This is a genomic window from Aquabacterium sp. (assembly GCF_030652515.1).
In the GTDB taxonomy this organism is placed as follows: domain Bacteria; phylum Pseudomonadota; class Gammaproteobacteria; order Burkholderiales; family Burkholderiaceae_C; genus Aquabacterium.
Genome location: NZ_JAUSAR010000036.1, coordinates 25,687 through 45,966 on the forward strand (window position 1 = coordinate 25,687; position 20,280 = coordinate 45,966).

General features: G+C 64.6%; 19 protein-coding genes and 1 tRNA gene. 13 read left to right on the top strand and 7 right to left on the bottom strand.

Going from position 1 to position 20,280, the window contains the following annotated elements; all coding sequences use genetic code 11:
• Positions 1-39 precede the first annotated feature (39 nt).
• Together Q7V20_RS05080 and Q7V20_RS05085 are read right to left on the bottom strand one after the other, a co-directional pair.
• Positions 40-966, bottom strand: a complete 927-nt coding sequence (locus Q7V20_RS05080) for a DMT family transporter (protein WP_304787854.1) — start codon at positions 964-966, stop codon at positions 40-42.
• Positions 963-1,541 (bottom strand): methylated-DNA--[protein]-cysteine S-methyltransferase, encoded by a 579-nt coding sequence (locus Q7V20_RS05085; RefSeq protein ID WP_304787856.1) that lies wholly within the window; start codon positions 1,539-1,541, stop codon positions 963-965. The genes Q7V20_RS05080 and Q7V20_RS05085 overlap by 4 nt, the downstream gene beginning before the upstream one ends.
• Positions 1,542-1,646: 105 nt before the next feature.
• Here Q7V20_RS05085 and Q7V20_RS05090 point away from each other — a divergent pair, with 105 nt between their 5' ends.
• From Q7V20_RS05090 to epsI, 6 genes are all read left to right on the top strand, one after another.
• On the top strand, positions 1,647-3,038 hold the full coding sequence (locus tag Q7V20_RS05090; RefSeq protein WP_304787858.1) for a phosphomannomutase/phosphoglucomutase: 1,392 nt from the start codon (positions 1,647-1,649) through the stop codon (positions 3,036-3,038).
• A gap of 8 nt (positions 3,039-3,046) precedes the next feature.
• The gene (locus Q7V20_RS05095; RefSeq protein WP_304787860.1) at positions 3,047-4,405 is read left to right on the top strand and encodes a 3-deoxy-D-manno-octulosonic acid transferase; all 1,359 of its coding nucleotides are present in this window, start codon (positions 3,047-3,049) and stop codon (positions 4,403-4,405) included.
• 84 nt (positions 4,406-4,489) lie between these two features.
• Positions 4,490-4,990, top strand: a complete 501-nt coding sequence (locus Q7V20_RS05100) for an FxDxF family PEP-CTERM protein (RefSeq protein WP_304787863.1) — start codon at positions 4,490-4,492, stop codon at positions 4,988-4,990.
• Positions 4,991-5,098: 108 nt separating this feature from the next.
• Positions 5,099-5,968, top strand: coding sequence for an EpsD family peptidyl-prolyl cis-trans isomerase (locus Q7V20_RS05105; protein WP_304787866.1), 870 nt, complete (start codon positions 5,099-5,101; stop codon positions 5,966-5,968).
• Positions 5,965-6,837 carry an exosortase B gene (gene xrtB / locus Q7V20_RS05110; protein ID WP_304787868.1) on the top strand — a complete coding sequence of 291 codons (873 nt, stop codon included), beginning with the start codon at positions 5,965-5,967 and terminating at the stop codon, positions 6,835-6,837. The genes Q7V20_RS05105 and xrtB overlap by 4 nt, the downstream gene beginning before the upstream one ends.
• Positions 6,834-7,535 carry an exosortase-associated protein EpsI, B-type gene (gene epsI, locus Q7V20_RS05115; protein ID WP_304787870.1) on the top strand — a complete coding sequence of 234 codons (702 nt, stop codon included), beginning with the start codon at positions 6,834-6,836 and terminating at the stop codon, positions 7,533-7,535. Before xrtB ends, epsI begins: the two co-directional genes overlap by 4 nt.
• Before the next feature lie 20 nt (positions 7,536-7,555).
• On the opposite strand, the gene Q7V20_RS05120 is transcribed toward epsI, so the two are convergent.
• The 5 genes from Q7V20_RS05120 to Q7V20_RS05140 are packed head-to-tail and all read right to left on the bottom strand — an operon-like array spanning position 7,556 to position 13,125.
• A complete protein-coding gene (locus Q7V20_RS05120; protein WP_304787873.1) occupies positions 7,556-7,846 on the bottom strand; it encodes a GNAT family N-acetyltransferase in 291 nt (96 codons plus the stop codon).
• An 11-nt stretch (positions 7,847-7,857) separates the two neighbouring features.
• Positions 7,858-8,409, bottom strand: coding sequence for a chromate transporter (locus tag Q7V20_RS05125; protein ID WP_304787875.1), 552 nt, complete (start codon positions 8,407-8,409; stop codon positions 7,858-7,860).
• A complete protein-coding gene (locus tag Q7V20_RS05130) occupies positions 8,406-9,011 on the bottom strand; it encodes a chromate transporter (RefSeq protein ID WP_304787877.1) in 606 nt (201 codons plus the stop codon). The genes Q7V20_RS05125 and Q7V20_RS05130 overlap by 4 nt, the downstream gene beginning before the upstream one ends.
• On the bottom strand, positions 9,004-9,837 hold the full coding sequence (locus Q7V20_RS05135) for an acyl-CoA thioesterase II (protein WP_304787878.1): 834 nt from the start codon (positions 9,835-9,837) through the stop codon (positions 9,004-9,006). Before Q7V20_RS05135 ends, Q7V20_RS05130 begins: the two co-directional genes overlap by 8 nt.
• Positions 9,838-9,870: 33 nt before the next feature.
• Positions 9,871-13,125: an EAL domain-containing protein gene (locus Q7V20_RS05140; RefSeq protein ID WP_304787881.1), complete on the bottom strand. Its 3,255-nt coding sequence runs from the start codon at positions 13,123-13,125 to the stop codon at positions 9,871-9,873.
• 128 nt (positions 13,126-13,253) lie between these two features.
• Between Q7V20_RS05140 and Q7V20_RS05145 the strand changes: the two genes are divergently transcribed.
• The 7 genes from Q7V20_RS05145 (at position 13,254) to Q7V20_RS05175 (ending at position 20,237) form a co-directional block, all read left to right on the top strand.
• Positions 13,254-14,183, top strand: coding sequence for an alpha/beta fold hydrolase (locus tag Q7V20_RS05145; protein WP_304787883.1), 930 nt, complete (start codon positions 13,254-13,256; stop codon positions 14,181-14,183).
• Between the two features lie 77 nt (positions 14,184-14,260).
• Positions 14,261-15,365, top strand: a protein-coding gene (gene prfB / locus Q7V20_RS05150) for a peptide chain release factor 2 (RefSeq protein ID WP_304787885.1) whose coding sequence is annotated in 2 segments (ribosomal slippage) — positions 14,261-14,341 and positions 14,343-15,365 — 1,104 coding nt in all. Because the reading frame shifts where the segments join, the coding sequence is not laid out codon by codon here.
• 12 nt (positions 15,366-15,377) lie between these two features.
• Positions 15,378-18,050: an aminopeptidase N gene (pepN, locus tag Q7V20_RS05155; RefSeq protein ID WP_304787886.1), complete on the top strand. Its 2,673-nt coding sequence runs from the start codon at positions 15,378-15,380 to the stop codon at positions 18,048-18,050.
• 37 nt (positions 18,051-18,087) lie between these two features.
• Positions 18,088-19,095: a class 1 fructose-bisphosphatase gene (locus Q7V20_RS05160; RefSeq protein ID WP_304787889.1), complete on the top strand. Its 1,008-nt coding sequence runs from the start codon at positions 18,088-18,090 to the stop codon at positions 19,093-19,095.
• A 46-nt stretch (positions 19,096-19,141) separates the two neighbouring features.
• A tRNA-Thr gene (locus Q7V20_RS05165) sits at positions 19,142-19,217 on the top strand.
• Positions 19,218-19,407: 190 nt separating this feature from the next.
• A complete protein-coding gene (locus tag Q7V20_RS05170; RefSeq protein ID WP_304787891.1) occupies positions 19,408-19,755 on the top strand; it encodes a hypothetical protein in 348 nt (115 codons plus the stop codon).
• Positions 19,756-19,835: 80 nt separating this feature from the next.
• Positions 19,836-20,237 carry a hypothetical protein gene (locus Q7V20_RS05175; RefSeq protein WP_304787893.1) on the top strand — a complete coding sequence of 134 codons (402 nt, stop codon included), beginning with the start codon at positions 19,836-19,838 and terminating at the stop codon, positions 20,235-20,237.
• Positions 20,238-20,280: the final 43 nt, after the last annotated feature.

Here is a 20,280-nt window from a genome sequence, read left to right on the forward strand (position 1 = left end):
GGGACCCCACGATGCCCAAGTGACAAATCGTGAATGAACCTATGCGGCAGGGGCTTTCTTGTCTGCACGGCGAGCGAAGGGCGACCAGGCGCCGCTGGACAGCAAGGTGCCCAGCACGATCACCGTGGTGCTGGCCATCATGGTGGTGCTGATCTGTTCGTTCAGGAACAGGCTGCCCCACAGCATGCCGAACACGGGGATGAGGAACGTCACGGTCAAAGCTTTGGTGGGCCCCACCCGTGCGATCAAGCGGTAAAACAACAGGTAAGCCAGGGCGGTGCACATCATGGCCAAGCCCAGCGCGGCGCCCCAGGTGGTGGCGGGCACCTTGTCCCACTGCAGGGCCGGGCCTTGCGCTGGCTGAGGCCCCAGCCACCAGGCTGGCAAGGCCAGCATCAGGGCGGCGCAGCCCAGCGAGCCCGCGCTGACGCTCACGGGCGACAGCCCACTGAGGTAGCGCTTGGCGTGGTGAACCGCCAGCGCGTACATCAGGGTGGAGGCCAGGCACAGCGCCACCGCCTGCCATGCGGCGCCCGAGCCGATCTGAGAGCGGTCGGCCGCCAGCAGGGCCACGCCGCCAACGCCGATGGCCAGCCCCAGCAGCCGCCCCGCAGACAGGCGTTCACCGGCCCACCACCAGCCCACCAGCGCGCCCCACAGCGGTGTGGTCGCGTTGAGGATGGACAGCAATCCGGCGGGCAGTGAGCGCGCAGCCTGGCCGAGCCCGAGGAAGGGCAGCACATAGGACAGCAGGGCGGAGACGAGCAAGGCGGGCAGCCAGGGCTTGAGGCGGGCCAGGTCGCCGCGCCACATCAACACGGGCATCAGCAGCAGGGCGGCCCCTGTGACCCGGATCGCGGCCACGGCCAGGGGCCCCACGACCGGCGCCGCCATGCGCAAGAACAGGAAAGAGGCGCCCCAGACCGCGGCCAGGAGCAGCATCTCCAGGGCGTCGCGCGCCTTCATGCCAGCGTGGCCTGCCCGGGGACCGGGCGGTGAAGGCGGTTGTCGTGCACCAGGTGCCCTTCCTGGGTCAGCAGCGCTATTTTTCGGTGCATGCCGCCGGAGTAGCCGGTCAATCGCGTGTCGCGGCCCACCACACGGTGGCAAGGCACGATGATGGAGAGGGGGTTGCGTCCCACAGCCATGCCCACCGCCCGGTTGGCCTGAGGATTGCCAAGGCGCTTGGCAATGTCGCCGTAACTGCAAATCTCACCATGGCCGATCGTCAGCAGCGCGCGCCAGACGGCTTGCTGGAACGCGGTGCCCATCGGGTCCAGGGGAAGGTCGAAATCGGCCGCCGTGCCCTGGGGGGCAGCCCAATATCGCTGCAACTGCATTTCCACGGTATGGAAAAGCAGGTCGTGGCGGGCCATGGGGGCCTCCAGCTTGCCGGGGAAGTCTCGCTGGCCTTCGGCAAACCACAGCCCGGCCAGGCCTTGCGCTGTGCGGGCCAGCAAGACGCTGCCAAGTGGCGAGTCGATGTGCGTCTGCGCGGTGTACATGGTCTGAATGGGGGGCTTGGTCGGGCGAGCTGGCATCCTATCTGCAATCCGTCACGGGACCATCGTCCAGGGTCTCTAGAATCCATCCCAAGGCGCACCCGTCTGCGTCACCGCATCAGTTCAAATCAGCAAAGGATCACCATGCAAGTCACCGCTTCCATTTTCAAGGCCTATGACATCCGCGGCATCGTGGACAAGACCTTGGACGTCGCCATGGCTGAGCACCTGGGCCGTGCCTTCGGCACCGAAGCACTCAAGCTGGGCGAAAAAGCCGTGGCGATTGGCCGCGATGGCCGCTTGTCTGGCCCCAGCCTGGCCGCTGCCCTGATCAAGGGCCTGCGCTCGACCGGCATCAACGTGATCGACCTGGGCGCCGTGACCACGCCCATGCTGTATTACGTGGCCGCCACGCGCGGCGACCAAGGCTGCCACAGCGGCATCCAGGTCACCGGCAGCCACAACCCCAAGGATTACAACGGCTTCAAGATGGTGCTGGGTGGCCGTGCCATTTACGGCGACGACATCCAGGGCCTGCGCCAACGCATTGAGGCTGAAGACTACGCCACGGGCAGCGGCAGTCTGAGCGAGTTGAACGTGCTGGCCGAGTACACCCAGCGCATCGTTGGTGATGCCAAGCTGGCCCGCCCCATGAAGATCGTGGTGGATTCCGGCAATGGCATCCCTGGCGCTTCGGCCCCCGGCATCCTGCGCGCGCTGGGCTGCGAAGTGATCGAGCTGTTCTCCGAAGTGAACGGCGATTTCCCCAACCACCACCCGGATCCCTCCAAGCCTGAAAACCTGGTCGACCTGATCAAGGCGGTGAAAGAGCATGGCGCCGAGCTGGGCCTGGCCTTTGACGGCGATGGCGACCGCCTGGGCGTGGTCACCAAGGATGGCAACAACATTTTCCCGGACCGCCAGATCATGCTGTTTGCCCGCGACGTGCTGTCCCGTGTGCCTGGCGCCCAGATCATTTTCGACGTGAAGTGCAGCCAGCGCCTGTCGCAGGCCATCCGCGAAGCCGGTGGCGTGCCCGTGATGTACAAGACCGGGCACTCGCTGGTCAAGGCCAAACTCAAGGAAACCGGCTCGCCTTTCGCGGGCGAGATGAGTGGCCACATCTTCTTCTCGGAGCGCTGGTACGGCTTTGACGACGCTACCTACACGGCCGGCCGCCTGCTCGAGATCCTCAGCAAGTTTGCCAATCCCAGCGAGGTGCTGGACGCCTTGCCCACCAGCTTCAGCACGCCCGAGCTGAACGTGGCCTGCGCCGAAGGCGAGCACCATGATGTGGTGGCCAAGCTCAAGGAAACCGCCAAGTTCCCGGATGCGCTGGAGGTGCACACCATCGACGGCCTGCGCGCCGACTTCGCCGACGGCTTTGGCCTGGTGCGGGCATCCAACACCACGCCGGTGCTGGTGCTGCGCTTTGAGGGCCAGACGCAAGCCGCGCTGGACCGCATCCAGAAGCAGTTCATGGCCGCCATCCTGGCCGTGAAGCCGGACGCCCACGTTGGCGCCAGCGCACACTGATCGGCCGCGTGTTCAAGACCTGGTTGGCGCAGCAGGCCTACACCCTGCTGCTGCGCCTGTTGGTGCCTGCCTATTTGTGGCGGGTGTGGCGGCGTGGGCGCCAGGAGCCTGTTTACCGGGTCCATTGGCCGCAGCGCCTGGGCTTCTATGGCAGGGCGCATCGCCAGAAAGTGGCTCACGCCCGGTCAGGGAGGGGCCCGCTGATCTGGTTGCATGCGGTGTCTTTGGGTGAAACGCTGGCCGCCAAACCCCTGCTCATCGAGTTGCGCCGCGTGTGGCCTGGCCTGCGGCTGGTGTTGACGCACGGCACCGCCACGGGCCGCGAGGCGGGGGCTGCTTTGCTGCAGGAAGGCGATGTGCAAACCTGGCTGCCTTATGACACGCCCGGTGCCGTGCGACGGTTTTTGCGTTTGCATGGCGTGCGCATGGGCGTGCTGATGGAAACCGAGATCTGGCCCAATGTCCAGCGCGAGGCCGCGCGGGCGGGCTTGCCCATGGTGCTGGCCAATGCCCGGCTGAGCGAGAAAAGTTTACGCCAGGCCCTGCGCTTGCGTGCTTTGATGCACCCAGCCGCCCAAAGCCTGGCCTTGGTCCTGGCGCAGACGCAGGCCGATGCCGAACGTTTGCTGCAGGCTGGCGCGCCGCGCGTCAAGGTGTGTGGCAACGTCAAGTTCGACCTGACGCCGTCGCCCGAATTGATGGATCGTGGGCGCGCCTGGGCCCAGGCCAGTGTTCGGCCCATCGTGCTGGCAGCGGTGACCCGTGAGGGTGAAGAGGCTGATCTGCTGGCGGCCTGGACGCAGCTTCACCGTGGCGCCACCGACGATGACTTGGCGCCCCGGCTCGTGATCGTGCCCCGGCATCCCCAGCGCTTTGACGAGGTGGCGGCTTTGGTGGCGCAGCACGGGCTCAGCTTGTCGCGCCGCAGTTCATGGCCGATCGATGGCAACCCTGGTTCGGCGGCCTTGGCGTGTCAGGTCTGGCTCGGTGACAGCATGGGCGAAATGCCCGCTTACTACGCGGCGGCCCGGGTGGCGCTGCTGGGGGGCAGCTTTGCGCCCTTGGGGGGGCAGAACCTGATCGAGGCGGCCGCATGCGGCTGCCCCTTGGTGATGGGACCGCACACCTTCAACTTTGCCCAGGCGGCAGAACTCAGCGAAGCTGCTGGCGCGGCGGTGCGCGTGAGCACCTTCGAGCAAGCGCTGGACGCTGCGGTGGCCATGATGGCGCCGCAGCGCCACGCGCCCATGGTGGCCAACGCCCTGGGGTTTGCCCTGGCGCACAAGGGAGCGGCTTGCCGCATGGCGGAAGCCATGGGTGACATTTCCCCCGATCTTGGGGATCGTGTCTCATGTGTAAATCAGTAACAATGTGTTCATTGGTCAGCACATGTGGCCACTCTAAACACTGAGGTCTCGATGAATACTTTGAAGTCCGCTGTCTTGGCGACAATGTTGTCTTTTGTTGGCATGGCCGGTGCCGCAACGACCAACCTCGGTCTGTTGAGTGCCGGTGACACCAACTTTGGCAACACCTTCTATTCGTGGGGCACCTTCACCGACTACTACACGTTCTCGATCGGCTCCAACAGCAGCGGCGCGGCTGGCAACATCACCGACAGCGATCTGTCGTTCTTCACCCGTGATGTGGATGTGACCAAGATCGTGTTGTCGGGCGGCACCCTGGGTTCGGCCTTGTCGGACACGTATGCCGATGACGGTTTCTCCTTCACCGGGCTGGGGGCTGGTGCTTACACCATGGCCCTCACCGTGAAAGTGGGCACGGGTTTCCTGACTTCGGGTTACTACAAGGGCACCATCCACGCTGTCGTGAATGCGGCGCCCACGGCGCCTGTGGCCTCGCCCGCCCCTGAACCAGCCGACTTCGCCATGGCACTGATGGGTCTGGCCGGTGTGGGCTTCATGGTGCGTCGCCGCCGTTCGGCTCGCTGAGACCTTTCAGGTTGGCAGGGATGACGGGCCTTCGGGCCCGTTTTCTTTGGGGCTGCGCCATGGCGCTCTCGCTGATAATGACCCTTTCAGAGCTTGGAGTCGGGGCCTATGCACGTGTTCAAACTGGGTTCGCTGTCCTTGTTGGTGGTGCTTTTGGCCGCCTGCGGGCGCGACCATGCTCCCGCTGATGGCCAGGTTGTGGCCTTGGTCAACGAAGATGAAATCTCGGTTCACCAGGTGCAGGCCGTTCTGCAGCGCCAACCGGCCTTGTCCGGGCAACTGGGCCAGGCGGCCGGCGAGAAAGTCCTTCAGGGTTTGATCGAGCAGGAGCTGGCCGCCCAGGCCGCGCGAGCGCAAAAGCTCGACAGCAGCCCCAAGGTGTTGCAAGCCATGGCGCTGGCCAAGCGCGAAATTCTGGCGCGCGAGTACCAGGACCGTCTGGCCGACAAGGCCGTCCCTCCCAACACGGGCGACATCGACCGCTACTACGACGAGCACCCCGAGCTGTTCAAAGAGCGGCGCCGGTACACGATCCAGGAAACGGCCCTGAAGGTCAGCCCTGCAGAAGCACCCGCATGGCGCGACCGCGTCAAAGCCACCACCAGCCTGGCGGAGGCCAACGAAGTGGTGAGTGCCAGTGGTTTGCCGGCCACCAGCCGCGAGATGGTGGAATGGGCCGAGAACCTGCCACTGGCTTTGCTCAAGCAGTTCTCTACCCTGGAGCCCGGCCAATCGCTGGTGCTGGAGCGTCCGGATGGTTTGGTGATTGGCACCCTGGTGCACACCGAACTGGCCCCCATCAACCGGCGTGATGCCGCCCAGGCGATTCAGGCTGTGTTGACCAACCAGCGCCGACGCGAGGCGGTGTCCAAGGGCATGGAAGCCTTGCGCCAGGGGGCCAAGATCCAGCTGTTGGGGCCATTTGCCGCGGGTGCCAGCGCGCCTGAGGGGGCCTCCAAGGCCTCCACGGCGCAGTGAGCAGCCATCTGACATTGTTGGGGCCGCCCGCCGATCCGGACCGCCGGTTCTGGCTCATCGCGGGGTTGGGCTTGGCCGCCCTGGTCCTGCCCACGCTGTGGGATTTTCTGTTTGGCGAATGGTCGTCCTACAGCCAGGGCCACGAGGTGCTGTTGCTGGCGGCCGCGGCCTGGTTGTTCTACCGGCAGGCGGACACCATCGCCGCCTTGCCCGATCGACCCGCCGCCTGGGCCCCGATCCTGCTGCTGGCGCTGGGCCTGCTGCTCTATGCCTTTGGCCGCACCCAGCAGTTCCTGCGCCTTGAGATCCTGTCGCTGTACTTCATCCTGGTGGCGGTGCTGGCCTGTTTCAAGGGCTGGGCCGTGCTGCGGCACATCTGGTTCGTGCTGCTGTTTTTGCTCTTCGTGGTGCCGCTGCCCTTCTCGGCGATCGTGTTGGTGACCGGGCCTTTGAAAGAAGCTGTCTCGGTGGTGGCCAGCACGGTGCTGGGCTGGGTGGGCTACCCGGTCGGGCATGTGGGCGTGGTGATCACGGTGGGCCAATACCAGCTGCTGGTGGCCGAGGCCTGCGCCGGGCTGCACTCCATGTTCATCCTGGAGGCCATGGGCCTGCTTTACAGCAACCTCATGAACTACCAATCGTGGTTGCGCAATGTGCTGCTGGCCGTGCTGGTGGTGCCCTTGTCCTTCCTGGCCAATGTGCTGCGGGTGATGATCCTGGTGGTGGTGACCTACCATTTTGGTGATCGGGTGGGGCAGGGCTTTCTGCACAACTTCGCAGGGCTGGTGTTGTTTGGCCTGGCCCTGGCCCTGATTGGCGGGGCCGATCGGGTGCTGGGCGCGGTGTTGCCCAAGAGGTTCCGCCGATGAGCCGCAATCTCACCAAAGCCTGGGTGCTGGCCGCGTGCATGTTGGCAGTGGCAGGTTTGGCCGCCGTGGGCAAACCGAACACGCAAGCGGTCATGGATGCCCGGTCTCAAATGCCGCTGGAGGCGATCTTCCCCAGCCAGTTCGGCGATTGGCGCCTGGACCCGGCCGCTTCGGTGTTCGTGCGCCCGGCCGTGGACCAGGCCAAGCAATTCCAGATGTACGACCAGGTGCTGGAGCGCACCTACATCAATGAGCAGGGGCAGCGCTTGATGCTGTCGGTGGCCTATGGTCGGCAGCAATCGGTGGGTTTGCAGATGCACCGGCCCGAGGTCTGCTACCAGGCGGGTGGTTTCAAGGTGCAAGACGTCAACCCTGCGGTGATCGAGGCGGCGGGGCGTGCCTTGCCGGTGACGCATCTGCAGGCGCACATGGATGGGCGCCCTGAGCCCATCACCTATTGGCGTTTGCTGGGCGATGGTGTGGTGACCGATGATTCGGTGTTCAAGTTCCGGCAATTGTCATCGGGCTTGCGCGGACAGGTGCTGGATGGCTTGCTGGTGCGCGTGTCCAGCATTGACCAGGACACGGCGGGCGCGCACCGGTTGCAGGCGCGTTTTGCCGACCAGATGGCGCGGGCCATGAGCCCCGAGATGCGCCTGCGGGCATTTGGTGCGCCGCCCACCGCGCAGCAGCCTTGATGAAGTAAGGCTTGGATTCTTCAGGCTTGAAGCGATTGCCACTCGGGGTGGCGCTTCAAGTAGCCACGAACATAGCTGCAGACCGGGTCGATCTTGAGGCCCTCGGCTTTGGCCCACACGAACGCTGCGTTCACCAGAGCGGCGGCGATGCCACGGCCCTCCAGGGATGGGGGCACCACGGTGTGGGTCATGTGAACGATGGCGCCGCTGCGCTGGTAATCGGCCACACAGCGCTGGCCTTCAACGATGGCCTCAAAGCATGAGGCCTCGGGGCGGTGGGCGACGGTGACAGGCGTGGGGGTGTTGCTCATGGTTGAAAAGCTTACACCCAGCCCAAGGCGCCCAGCACCGCGCCCCCAGCGACCAAGGCGATCAGTGGGACTTTGGTTCGCCACACCAGCAAGGCTACGGCGGCGCTCAGCACCAGGGCCGCGGGGCGCTGTATGGAAGGTGCCAGCAGCCAGCCCGTGGCCAGCAGCAGCCCGATGGTGACGGGTGTCATGCCCGATTGAAACGCCTGCACGCCCAGCCATTCGCGACGCGAGGCGACCCAGCGCGACGCTGTCAGGGCCAGGGTGCTGGAGGGGATCATGATGCCGATGAGGCTGGTCAAGGCGCCCCCCAGGCCCGCGCTGTACCAGCCGATCAAACCCACGAACAGCACATTGGGGCCGGGCGCGGCCTGGGCCAGGGCGATGGCGGCGGTGAAGTTCTCGTCGGTCAGCAGCCCGGCCTCGGTGACCAGGCGGCGGTGCATGTCCGACACCATCGTGATGGCGCCGCCGATCGACATCAGGGACCAGGCCAGGAAGTGCTGGAACAGCTCCCACCACACGTCCGGTGTCCAGCCCAAGGGCTCGGGGGCGGCACTCATGCGGCTCGGCGCCGCAGCACGGCATAGGTCAGCAGGCAGGTGGCACCGCCCAGCCCCAGCAGCACCCAGACCAGCGGCCAGCGCAGCCAGGCCATCATGCCGAAAGCGACGGCCGCCAGGCCCAGGCTGACGCTCAAGCTCAAAGGGTGTTGCTTCAGGGGCGCGGCCAGCCGCAGCACGGTGCCCACGATCTGCCCGGCGGCCACGGCGGCGATGCCGGTCAGGGCGCCACGGACCATGCCGTGTGCGGTCGAATCGTGGGGCACCAGGGCGATGAGCCAGGCCAGGAAGAGCATCAGGATCAAGGGCGCGGTCATCATGCCGGCCAGGGCGACGGCGGCGCCGCGCCAGCCAAAGAATCGGTCGCCGATCATCAGCGACAGGTTGCAAACATTGGGGCCGGGCAGCACCTGGGCGGTGCCCAGCAGTTCCACGAACTCCTTGGCCGTCAGCCAGCGCCGACGTTCGCACAACTCGCGCTGAGCAATGGCGATCACGCCACCAAAACCCTGCAGCGCCAGCACGGTGAACGCGATGAACAACTCGCCCAGCGAGGCGGGCCGGGCGCCTTCCTCGCTGACCGCGAGGGCCGGATCAGGCATACACGGCCACCACCTGGTAACCAAAGGCGGCCAGTTGGCCATCGGGCGTCCACAGGTGGGCGCGGTCGTTGGCATAGCCTTCGTCGTAGGCGATGGTGTCCTGGTCCAGGCGCCACAGGCCTTCCGGATCCACGTTGGTGACCGGGCGCAACTCCAGGGCCCAGGACACCGAACTGGCGGGCGCGAAGCGCTTGGCCTGTGACAAGGCCGGGGTGGGGCCGGCGTCGGTCAGCATGATGGCGATGAGCTCCGGGTCCACGCCCGCGCTGTCTTTCAGGCGCAGGTGGTAGCGGGTCAGCCAGTCACCGCCACCCGTGAAAGGAAAGGCACCTTCGGCCAGGCGGAAATCCAGGTGCTGGGTGAAATTGGGCGTCAGGCCGGGCAGGTAGGGCAGGGGGGCGGAGGCTTCGGCACTCACGGCCACCGGGGGTTGCACGGGGCGGCGTTGCGGGATCTCGGAGGTGCGGCCGGTGCCGAACACGCCCAGCAAAATGCCGCACACTTGCTCAACGCCCTGGGCATCGGCCTGCACCACGGTGGCCTTGACCTGGCGCACGTTCTTGCCCTGGCGCAGCAAAGCCACATCCACGTGGAAGGTGCCCAGGCCGACGGGCCCGACGAAATTGGTCTGCAGCGCGCGCATGGGCCAATCAGCACCGCACACATCGCGCATGGCCTGGGCGGACAGCGCCGACAGCAGGCCGCCAAAGGCGGTGCGGCCTTGCTGCCAGTCGTCGGTCACCGTGAAGCTCACCCGGTGGGCGGCGATGCTGCGGGCCGCCAACAAGGCGGACAAAGGGGTGGTGGCGGTGAGTTCAGAAGACATGATCGGGGGCCTTGGCGCTGCTGCGATGCGCCATTATCGAACGATCGTGCTTTTTTTGCTGGCGTCCGCCTGGTGAAAAATCGCCTCGATCTGGTCCGGGGGCACCGGGCGGCTGAAGAGGTAGCCCTGGGCGATGTCGCAACCCAGGGAGGACAAGAAGGCTTCCTGATCCGGCATCTCCACGCCCTCGGCCACCACATTGAGGTTCATGCCCCGGGCCAGCGAGATCATGGTCTGCACCAATTGGGCATCGCTGCTGTTGCCGGGCAGGTCCTGGATGAAGCTGCGGTCGATCTTGAGCTGGTGCACTGGGAAGCGCTTGAGGTAGGCCAGCGACGAATAGCCCGTGCCGAAATCGTCGATCGACAAGGACACGCCCAGCGCGTGCAGCATGTGCAGGAACTGCTCGGCGCCCACGCTGGATTCCATCAGGCCGCTTTCGGTGATCTCCAGCTCAAGCCGGTGGGCGGGCAGGCCGGTGCGGTTCAGGATGCGCGACACGCGCTCGACCACGCCGCCGCGCCGCACTTCGCTGGGCGACAGGTTGACCGACAAGCGGCCGAAGTCGATGCCCGCGTCCAGCCAGGCCTTGCCTTGGCGGCAGGCTTCGTTGAGCACCCATTCGCCCAGGGCCACGATCATGCCGGTGTCTTCCATCACGGGGATGAATTCGTCGGGGCCGATGGCGGGCAGGGTTTCAAGCACACCATCGGGCGTTTTCAGGCGCACCAGGGCTTCCAGCGCAACCACCTTGCGGTCGGTCAGGCGCACCAGCGGCTGGTAGTGCAGCACGAACTCGCCATGTTCCACCGCACGGCGCAGGCGCGTTTCCATGTGCAGGCGGCTGGTGGCGTCGGTGGTGAAGGAGCTGGTGTAGAAGCTGAAGTTGTTGCGTCCGCGGCGCTTGGATTCGTACATGGCCGCGTCGGCATCGCGGATCAGCTCGGCGGCGTCCACGCCATCGTCGGGGTACATGCTGATGCCGATGCTGGCGCGCACGTAGACCTGCTGGCCGCTGTCCAAAGTGAAGGGCTCGTTCAGGGTGTCCAGGATGGCCTGGGCCACGTGCGCGGCCTGCTGCGGGTGCCGCAGGTGTTCCAGCACCAGGATGAATTCGTCGCCGCCCAGTCGGCCCAGCGTGTCTTCCTGGCGCACGCGCTGGCTCAGGCGCTGGGCCACTTGCTGCAGGAGGTTGTCGCCAGCGGCGTGGCCCAGCCCGTCGTTCACGGTCTTGAAGTTGTCCAGGTCGACGAAGACCACGCCCACCAACGTGCGGTGGCGCTCGGCCAGGCTCACGGCGTGGGCCAGGCGTTCGTGGATCATGGCGCGGTTGGGTAGCTCGGTCAGGGTGTCGAAGTGGGCCATGCGCGCCAGGCGCTCTTCGGTCTGCTTGAGCTGGGTGATGTCGGTCATCACGCACACGAAGTGGCTGGGCTTGCCAGTGGCGGTGCGCACCGAGCTGACCGACAGCTTGGTCATGAACAGCTCGCCGCCCTTGCGCTGGCTCCAGACCTCGCCTTGCCAGCTCGACTCGGTCATCAGGCCCTTGCGGACTTCACTGATCACATCCAGCGGGTTGTCAGGGAAGAGGAACTCGGGCGTGTGGCCCAGCACGTCTTCTTCGGCGTAGCCGGTGATGTCGGTGAAGGCCGGGTTGATCGACACCAGCACGCGGTCGCGGTTGAGCACCACCATGCCGTCTCGCGTGCTTTCCAAGGCGGCGGCGTGCAGGCGGATGCGTTCTTCGGCCAGTTCGCGCAGGGATTCGCGGTGCAGGTTGGTGAGCGCAAAGCCGAGGTCGCTGGCCACGTCTTCGAACAGGGCGCGCTCATCCTGGTCTTGCGCGTTCAACTGCTTGTCCAGCAGGAACAGGTGGCCCATCAACTGCATGTCGCGACGCAGCGGGATGATGGCGCAGCCTTTCAGGCCCAGGCTCAGGGCTTCGTCGGCCCAGGCTGGCCGGTTGGGCACTTGCGACAGATCGGCGGTGTGGAAGATGCGGCCTTCGTGCATGGCCCGGTCCATCGGGGTGTCGGTGTCCAGGCTGGGCAGGAAGCCGTCGAAGGCCTGCATGATCGCGTCCATCGGCGAGCTGCCTGGCAAGACCTCGCAGCTCATGACGTCGCCGTCCCACTCGCTCAGGGTCACCCAGGCCTTCTTGAAGCGGCCGTGTTCCAGCGCGGCGCGGCACACATGGGTCAGCAAATCGGATTCCGTGGTGGACCAGACGATGGCCTGGTTGACCTGGCTGAGGAAGTCGTACAGCCGGGTCATGTGCACCAGGCGCTGCTCGGCGCGGCGGCGCGCGGTCACGTCCCAGATCATCCAGACGACGCGGTCGGTGTCGCCCACGGGTGCGCAGCGGCTGTCGAAATGGCGCTGGCCACCCATGATGCGGATGGGGTAGCTCAAGGGTTGGGTCTGGCGCGTTTCCAGGGCCTTGGTCAAGGTGCCCATGAACAGCGCGGTGTTGGCGGGTGAGAAAAATTTGGAAGCGACCTGACCGATCAACTGCTCGCGTGGACGCCCCAGCAAGGCCGATGAATGGTTGCCGAAGATCTCGATGTAGCGGCCATCCTTGTCCAGCAAAAAGGCCAGGTCGGGCAGGGCGTCGGCAAAGGCCTGCAACTCGGCCTCGCGGCGCATCAGGGCCTGCGTGGCGGCTTCGCGCTGCTTGTGGGCGCGGCCGATCAAGGTCAGCAGCACCAGCGTGATCAGGCCGACGATGCCCATGTTGATCAGGTCGATCTGCTTTTGGGCGTGGGTCTCTTCCTTGAGCACCGTTTGCCATTCGGCGCGGGCCTGGGTGGCCGATTGGTCCACGGCTTCCATGGCGGCCAGCAATCGCGAGGCAGGGACAGCGTCAGGTTGTGCCAGGCGTTGCTTCAACAACTGCTGGGCGTTCTGCAGTCGGCTCAGCAAGGTCTGCAAAGTCTCCCGCATGGCGGGGGCTGGCGCTTCCAGCAATTGCGCGGCGGCTTGAACGGCCTCGTTCAAAGGGGCCTGTACCCGCTGGTGGCTGGCGGGAATTCGCCCCTCCAGCAACTGTTCGGCCAGCCATTGGCTGCGCAGGGACTCCAGCCGGGTTTGGGCCAGCAGGGTGTCGAAATCGTGGCCGCGGTTCTGCAGCTCGCGCCAGCTCATGTGCGACCAGGCCATGAGGGCCACGCAAATGGCCGCCAGCGCCGCCACCGCCAGTGCCAGCGGACCAAAACGGCCGAGGGCGGGCATGGGCAAGGAGTTGGTGCCGGGTTTGGATGGAGAGGAGGTGATGGCGGTCGCGCTCACATTGGCAGACAAAGGGGCAGGACTGGGCAGCTTAGGTGAAAAATCGCGACATGGGCCATCATCTGGGGATGACCCCTTGTGCGACCCCTCAGGCAGGGGTCCTGATCCATGAACTAGTTCACGAAACCATGACGATTCAAGCTGTTTATTCGCCACTGTTCGAAGCCCGCTCGCATTTCATCACCGCCCGGGGGCTGCGCCACCATGCGCTCATCTGGGGTGATTTGACGAAAGCCACGGCCGAGCAACCCCTGTTGGTGCTGGCCCACGGCTGGATGGACGTGGGGGCCTCCTTCCAGTTCATGGTCGATGCCCTGCGCCAGCTTCCTGGCTGGGAAACCCGCCCCATCGTGGCCATCGACTGGCGCGGCTTTGGCGAAACCAGCGCGCCCGCTGGTGACAGTTATTTTTTCGCCGACTACCTGGGCGACCTGGACGCCATCCTGGACCAATTCTCGCCCGGGCGGCCGGTCGATCTGCTGGGCCACAGCATGGGCGGTAATGTGGCCATGCTCTACGCCGCCGTGCGACCCGAGCGCATCCGCCGCCTGGTCAACCTGGAAGGCTTCGGCATGCCCGCCACCCAGCCTGACGAGGCCCCGGGTCGCTATGTGAAATGGCTGAACGAGATCAAGGCTCCCGCCCGCATGAACGATTACGACACGGTGGAGGGTGTGGCCCAAAGGCTGCAGTTCACCAACCCACGCCTGCGCCCCGACTTCGCCCTTTGGCTGGCGGGCCAATGGGCGCGCGAAGAAGGCGGCCGCTGGGTCATCAATGCCGACCCGGCCCACAAACGCTCCCAGCCAATTCTTTACCGTGTTGAAGAAGTACAGGCCTTTTTGAAGCGGATCACCATGCCCGTGTTGTTCGTCGAAGCCGCCCAGACCGCTTATTTCATGTTGTTCAGCGGCAAATTCACGCGGGACGAGTTCCTGGAACGGGTCAAATTTGTCCCCAATTTCAGGCTGGAAACCATTCAGGAAGCGGGCCACATGGTGCACCATGACCAACCCACCGAATTGGCCAAGCATCTCGCCCAATTCCTGGATGCGTGATCTGCGCATATCGCATGAGAAAATGCGCGTTGCTCGGCGCCCGGCGCGCCCCCTGAACCGATTGCGGACAAAACAACATGGACATCGAACACATCAACTCCCTGGGCCAGCAGATTGCTGATTTGGGTCAGCGCACCGCTGACCTGCGGAGGTATCTTTGACTGGGATGAAAAATCCCGCCGCCTGAGCGAAGTCAACGCTGAACTCGAAGACCCCGCCGTCTGGAACGACCCCAAGCGCGCTCAAGAACTGGGCCGCGAGAAAAAGTCGCTGGAAACCGTGGTCAACACCATCGCCAGCCTGGAACAAGGCCTGGCCGACAACCTTGAGTTGTTCGACATGTCCAAGGCCGACGAGGACATGGCTGGCCTGCAGGCCATCGCCGACGACGTGGCCGCCCAGGCCAAGCTGGTCGAAGACCTCGAATTCCGCCGCATGTTCAACAACCCGGCCGACCCGCTGAACTGCTTCCTGGACATCCAGGCGGGCGCTGGCGGCACCGAGGCCTGCGACTGGGCCAGCATGCTGCTGCGCCAGTACGTGCGTTACTGCGAGCGCAAGGGCTTCAAGCCCGAGGTGATGGAAGAATCCGAAGGCGACGTGGCCGGCATCAAGAGTGCCACCATCAAGATCGAGGGCGACTACGCTTTTGGCTTCCTGCGCTCCGAGACTGGCGTGCACCGTCTGGTGCGCAAATCGCCCTTCGATTCGTCGGGTGGCCGCCACACCTCGTTCGCGTCCGTCTTCGTCTACCCTGAGGTGGACGACACGGTCGAGATCAACATCAACCCGGCCGATGTGCGCACCGACACCTACCGGGCCTCTGGCGCGGGCGGCCAGCACATCAACAAGACCGACTCGGCCGTGCGCCTGACCCACATCCCGACCAACATCGTGGTGCAGTGCCAGAACGACCGCTCGCAGCACCGCAACCGCGACGAGGCATGGCAAATGCTTCGGTCACGTCTTTACGAGCACGAGATGCGCATCCGCATGGCGGAACAGCAAAAGCTGGAAGACAGCAAGACCGACGTGGGCTGGGGCCACCAGATCCGCTCGTACGTGCTGGACCAAAGCCGCATCAAAGATTTGCGCACCAACGTCGAGATCTCCAACACCCAGAAGGTTCTGGATGGTGATCTGGACGCCTTCATCGAGGCCAGCCTGAAACAAGGCGTTTGAGAAAGCACACCCATGCGTGAAGGCACTGCCCATTTGATTCGCCGCGAAGACTACGCGGCCCCGGCGTTCTGGATCAAAACGGTCGACTTGACCTTTGACCTGGACCCGGCCAAGACCCTGGTCATCAACAAGATGACCCTGGAGCGCAACCTGGCACAACCGGGCGCGTCCCTGCGCCTGGACGGCGAAGACCTGAACCTGACCCGGGTGCTGGTCGATGGTGAATCGGTGTCTTTCCGGGTGGAAGACCAGCAACTGGTGCTGGACAACCTGCCGGACCAGCCCTTCACGCTGGAGATCCGCAACACCTGCGCGCCTGAAAAGAACACGCAGCTGTCGGGCCTGTACACCAGCAGCGGCGGTTTCTTCACGCAGTGCGAAGCATTAGGCTTTCGCCGCATCACCTATTTCCTGGACCGCCCCGATGTGATGGCCACCTACAAGGTGACCCTCAAGGCCGACAAGGTCAAATACCCCGCGCTGCTGTCCAACGGCAACCTGGTGGAAGAAGGCGCCATCGATGCCAACCGCCACTACGCCGTCTGGGTCGACCCGCACCCCAAGCCCTGCTACCTGTTCGCCTTGGTGGCCGCCGACCTGGTGCGCCGCGAACAACGCATCCGCACCCGTGCGGGCAAGGACCACCTGCTGCAGATCTACGTGCGAGCCGGTGACCTGGACAAAACCGAGCACGCCATGAACTCGCTGATGGCCTCCATCGCCTGGGACGAAGCCCGCTTCGGCCTGAGCCTGGACCTGGAGCGCTTCATGATCGTGGCCGTGAGCGACTTCAACATGGGCGCCATGGAGAACAAGGGGTTGAACATTTTCAACACCAAGTTCGTGCTGGCCAACCCCGCCACGGCCTCGGATGTTGATTTTGGCAACGTTGAAAGCGTGGTCGCCCACGAGTATTTCCACAACTGGACTGGCAACCGCGTCACCTGCCGCGACTGGTTCCAGCTGTCGCTGAAGGAAGGCCTCACTGTTTTCCGCGACCAGCAGTTCAGCCAGGACATGGCTGGCAGCCCCAGCGCCCGCGCCGTCAAGCGCATCGAAGACGTGCGCACCCTGCGCCAGGTGCAGTTCCCGGAAGACGCCGGCCCCATGGCCCACCCGGTGCGCCCCGACAGCTACATGGCCATCGACAATTTCTACACGGCCACCGTGTATGAAAAAGGTGCCGAAGTGGTGCGCATGATGCACACCCTGGTCGGCGAGGCGGGCTTTGCTGCGGGCATGAAGCTCTACTTTGACCGCCACGATGGCCAGGCCGTGACCTGCGACGATTTCGCGCAAGCCATTGCCGATGCCAACCCCGACAGCGAGTTGGCCCAGCGCCTGAGCGGTTTCAAGAATTGGTACGCCCAGGCTGGCACGCCGCGTGTGCAAGCCCGTGGTGAGTACGACGCCGAGTCGCGCACTTACACGCTGCACCTGAGCCAATCTTCGAACCCCACGCCTGGCCAGCCCAACAAGGCGCCGTATGTGATCCCCGTGGCCATGGGCCTGGTGGCGCACGATGGACGCAGCCTCTTCCTGCACCTGGAAGGCGATGCCTTGCCGATCGGCCCGCAGACCGTGCTGGTGCTGTCAGAAGCGCAGCAAAGCTTCACCTTCGTCCACGTGCCCTCCGAGCCGGTGCCCTCGCTGCTGCGCGGCTTCTCCGCCCCCGTGGTGCTGGAGGCCGAGCTGAACGACGACGCCTTGTTCACCCTGCTGGCGCACGATCTTGACCCATTCAACCGCTGGGAAGCCGCGCAAAAGCTGGCCCTGCGCCGCCTGCTGGCCGCCGTGAATGGCCAAGGCCAGGCCGAGCTGGACGAGCGCTTCGTGCACGCCCTGCGCGGCATCCTGCGCAACCCCGAGCTCGATGCCGCTTTCAAGGACCTGGTCCTGACCCTGCCCAGCGAAAGCTACGTGGCCGAGCAGCTCGACGTGGTCGATCCGCAGCGCATCCACACCGCGCGCGAAGGCATGAAGCTGCAACTGGCCAAGGCCCTGCACGAAGACTGGGCCTGGGCGTATGAGGCCCACCACGACAACGGCGGCTACACGCCCGACGCGGTCAGCATGGGCCGCCGCGCCCTGGCCAACCTGGCGCTCAGCATGCTGTGCCTGGACGCCAGCGTGCGCAACAACCCGCTGTGGACTGGCAAGGCCTTCCAGCGCTACAAAGATGCCACCAACATGACCGACCGCCTGGGTGCCTTGAGCGCCCTGGTGTCTGGCCATTCCGAGTTGGCGCAAGCCGCGCTGGACCGCTTCCACGCGCAGTACAAGGACGAAGCCCTGGTCATCGACAAGTGGTTTGCCCTGCAGGCCGCCGCGCCTGAAAAGGACGGCAAGGTCTTCGCGCGTTGCAAGGCCTTGATGAACCACCCGGACTTCACTCTGCGCACGCCCAACCGCGCGCGCAGCCTGTTGATGAGCCTGTGCTCGGCCAACCCCGCAGCCTTCCACCGCCCCGATGCGGCGGGCTATGTGTTCTGGGCCGACCGCGTGATCGAGATAGACGCCATCAACCCCCAACTGGCCGCCCGCCTGGCGCGCGCGCTGGACCACTGGCGCCGCCTGGCCGAGCCTTATCAAACGGCTGCCCGCGAAGCCTTGAGCCGCGTGGCCGCCAAGGCCGAGTTGTCGGACGATGTGCGCGAAATCGTCACGCGCGCGCTGCAAGATTAATCAGTCATTCATTCAAACTTCAAACCTCTTCCACACCATGTCTCACCGTGTCAGCCTGACCCAATACCTGATCGAGCAACAGCGTGGCGCCGCGCAGTTGCCCTCGCAATTGCGCCTGCTCATTGAAGTGGTCGCGCGCGCCTGCAAAAGCATCGCCATCAGCGTCAACAAGGGCGCCCTGGGTGATGTGCTCGGCACCGCCGGCAGCGAGAACGTGCAGGGCGAAGTCCAGAAAAAACTGGACATCATCGCCAACGAAGTGCTGATCGAAGCCAATGAATGGGGCGGCCACCTGGCTGGCATGGCGTCTGAAGAAATGGACGACATGCACGCGGTGCCCAACCGTTACCCGCAAGGAGAATACCTGCTGCTGTTCGACCCCCTTGATGGATCGAGCAACATCGACGTGAACGTGAGCATCGGCACCATTTTCTCGGTGCTCAAGCACAAGGGCGGCGATGTCACCAACGAGAGCTTCCTGCAGCCCGGCACCGACCAGGTCTGCGCTGGCTACTGCGTCTATGGCCCGCAAACGACCCTGGTGCTGACGGTGGGCAAGGGCGTGGTCATGTTCACGCTGGACCGCGAGCAGGGTGCCTGGGTGATGACCGACAGCGACGTCAGGATCCCCGAGGACACCAAGGAATTTGCCATCAACATGTCGAACCTGCGCCATTGGGCCCCGCCCATGAAGCGCTACATCGACGAATGCCTGGAAGGCAAGGACGGCGTGCGCGGCAAGGATTTCAACATGCGCTGGGTGGCCTCCATGGTGGCCGACGTGCACCGCATCCTGACCCGTGGCGGCATCTTCATGTACCCCTGGGACAAGCGCGAACCCAACAAGCCCGGCAAGCTGCGCCTGATGTACGAAGCCAACCCGATGAGCTTCTTGGTGGAGCAGGCGGGGGGCATGTCGACCAACGGCACGCAGCGCATCATGGAACTGCAGCCGTCGCAATTGCACGAGCGGGTCAGCGTGATGCTGGGCTCGAAGAACGAAGTGGCGCGGGTGACGCAGTACCACCAGGACCAAGGCGCCTGAGAAGAAAGCGTGGCTGAAAAGCCATGCTAGAATTTTGGTCTGGATTGCCGGTGTAGCTCAGTCGGTAGAGCAGCTCATTCGTAATGAGAAGGTCGGGTGTTCGATTCATCTCTCCGGCACCAATGAAAACAACAACTTAGCCAACCTCACAAGGGTTGGCTTCTTTGTTTCTGGGGCTCATACCTGCGCTGTACCGCCAGCGGTACCGATATTCAAGCCAATAAAAAGAACAAGCGATTCCACAGCCCGGGCGAGTGAATCCATCAAGCGAGCGACATCTGTCACCTGTGCGCCGCCGAGAGTTAGCAGTACATGAAGCCTTCCCCCAAGAAGCACAAAGGCAACAACAACCAGGTCATCCTGGGCGAGGATTGGCACCGTTTTGCCTTTCCGCGTGATGATCTTGAATTTCTGGGCACCATCCGGCGCGGCATCGAGATCGGTGCCCTGGCCAAGGACCAGGAGGGCAATTACCTCCAGGTCAATGGCGACATGCGCCAGACCTTGAACAAAAGCCGCATCGAAAACCTGCTGCGTTCCGCCAAGCCTGCTGTGGTGCGGGCTCCTGTGGTTCGCCAACCCACCACGGAGCAGCGCGCGGCCGTCGTGGTGACGGTCAAGAAGCGCCGTGTTGTGGTGCCAGGGGCCTCAGAGATTTAGGCTCGGCGGCGCTCGGGTAGCATCGCGCTATCAAGGGAGGGTTAGAAATGGATGAGCCAAAGACAACGCAGAGAGTAGTCGTGACCGACGTGCACATGCCGTTCTGGTCCATGGTGGTGTTCATGGTGAAGTGGGCCTTTGCCGCGATCCCCGCACTGATCATCTTGATGGTTGTCGGCTTCTTGGCCGCTGCCGTAATGGGCGGGGTTGCTGGAGGTCTTGGCACCATTTGGCACAAGGCCAGCACACCCAGCGATGAGCCTGCGCCGTACACATTTCAGCCGCAAAGCACAGCACCGGCCACCAAGACACCCGCGACGGCCGCCATCCCGAAATATGCGGAGCGATGCAAAGGAAACCCAGAGGTTGAGAAGTGCATCGCCCTCGAACGGAAGCTGAACGAAGAGACTGCCGACCAGAGCAAAGCCCGTCAGAAGGAGCTTGACGCCGAGCGGGCTGCCAACATGGCGACAGTGCACTGACCAAAGTCATGCGCGATGCCCGCCGGCGGAAGGGTATGCCTCT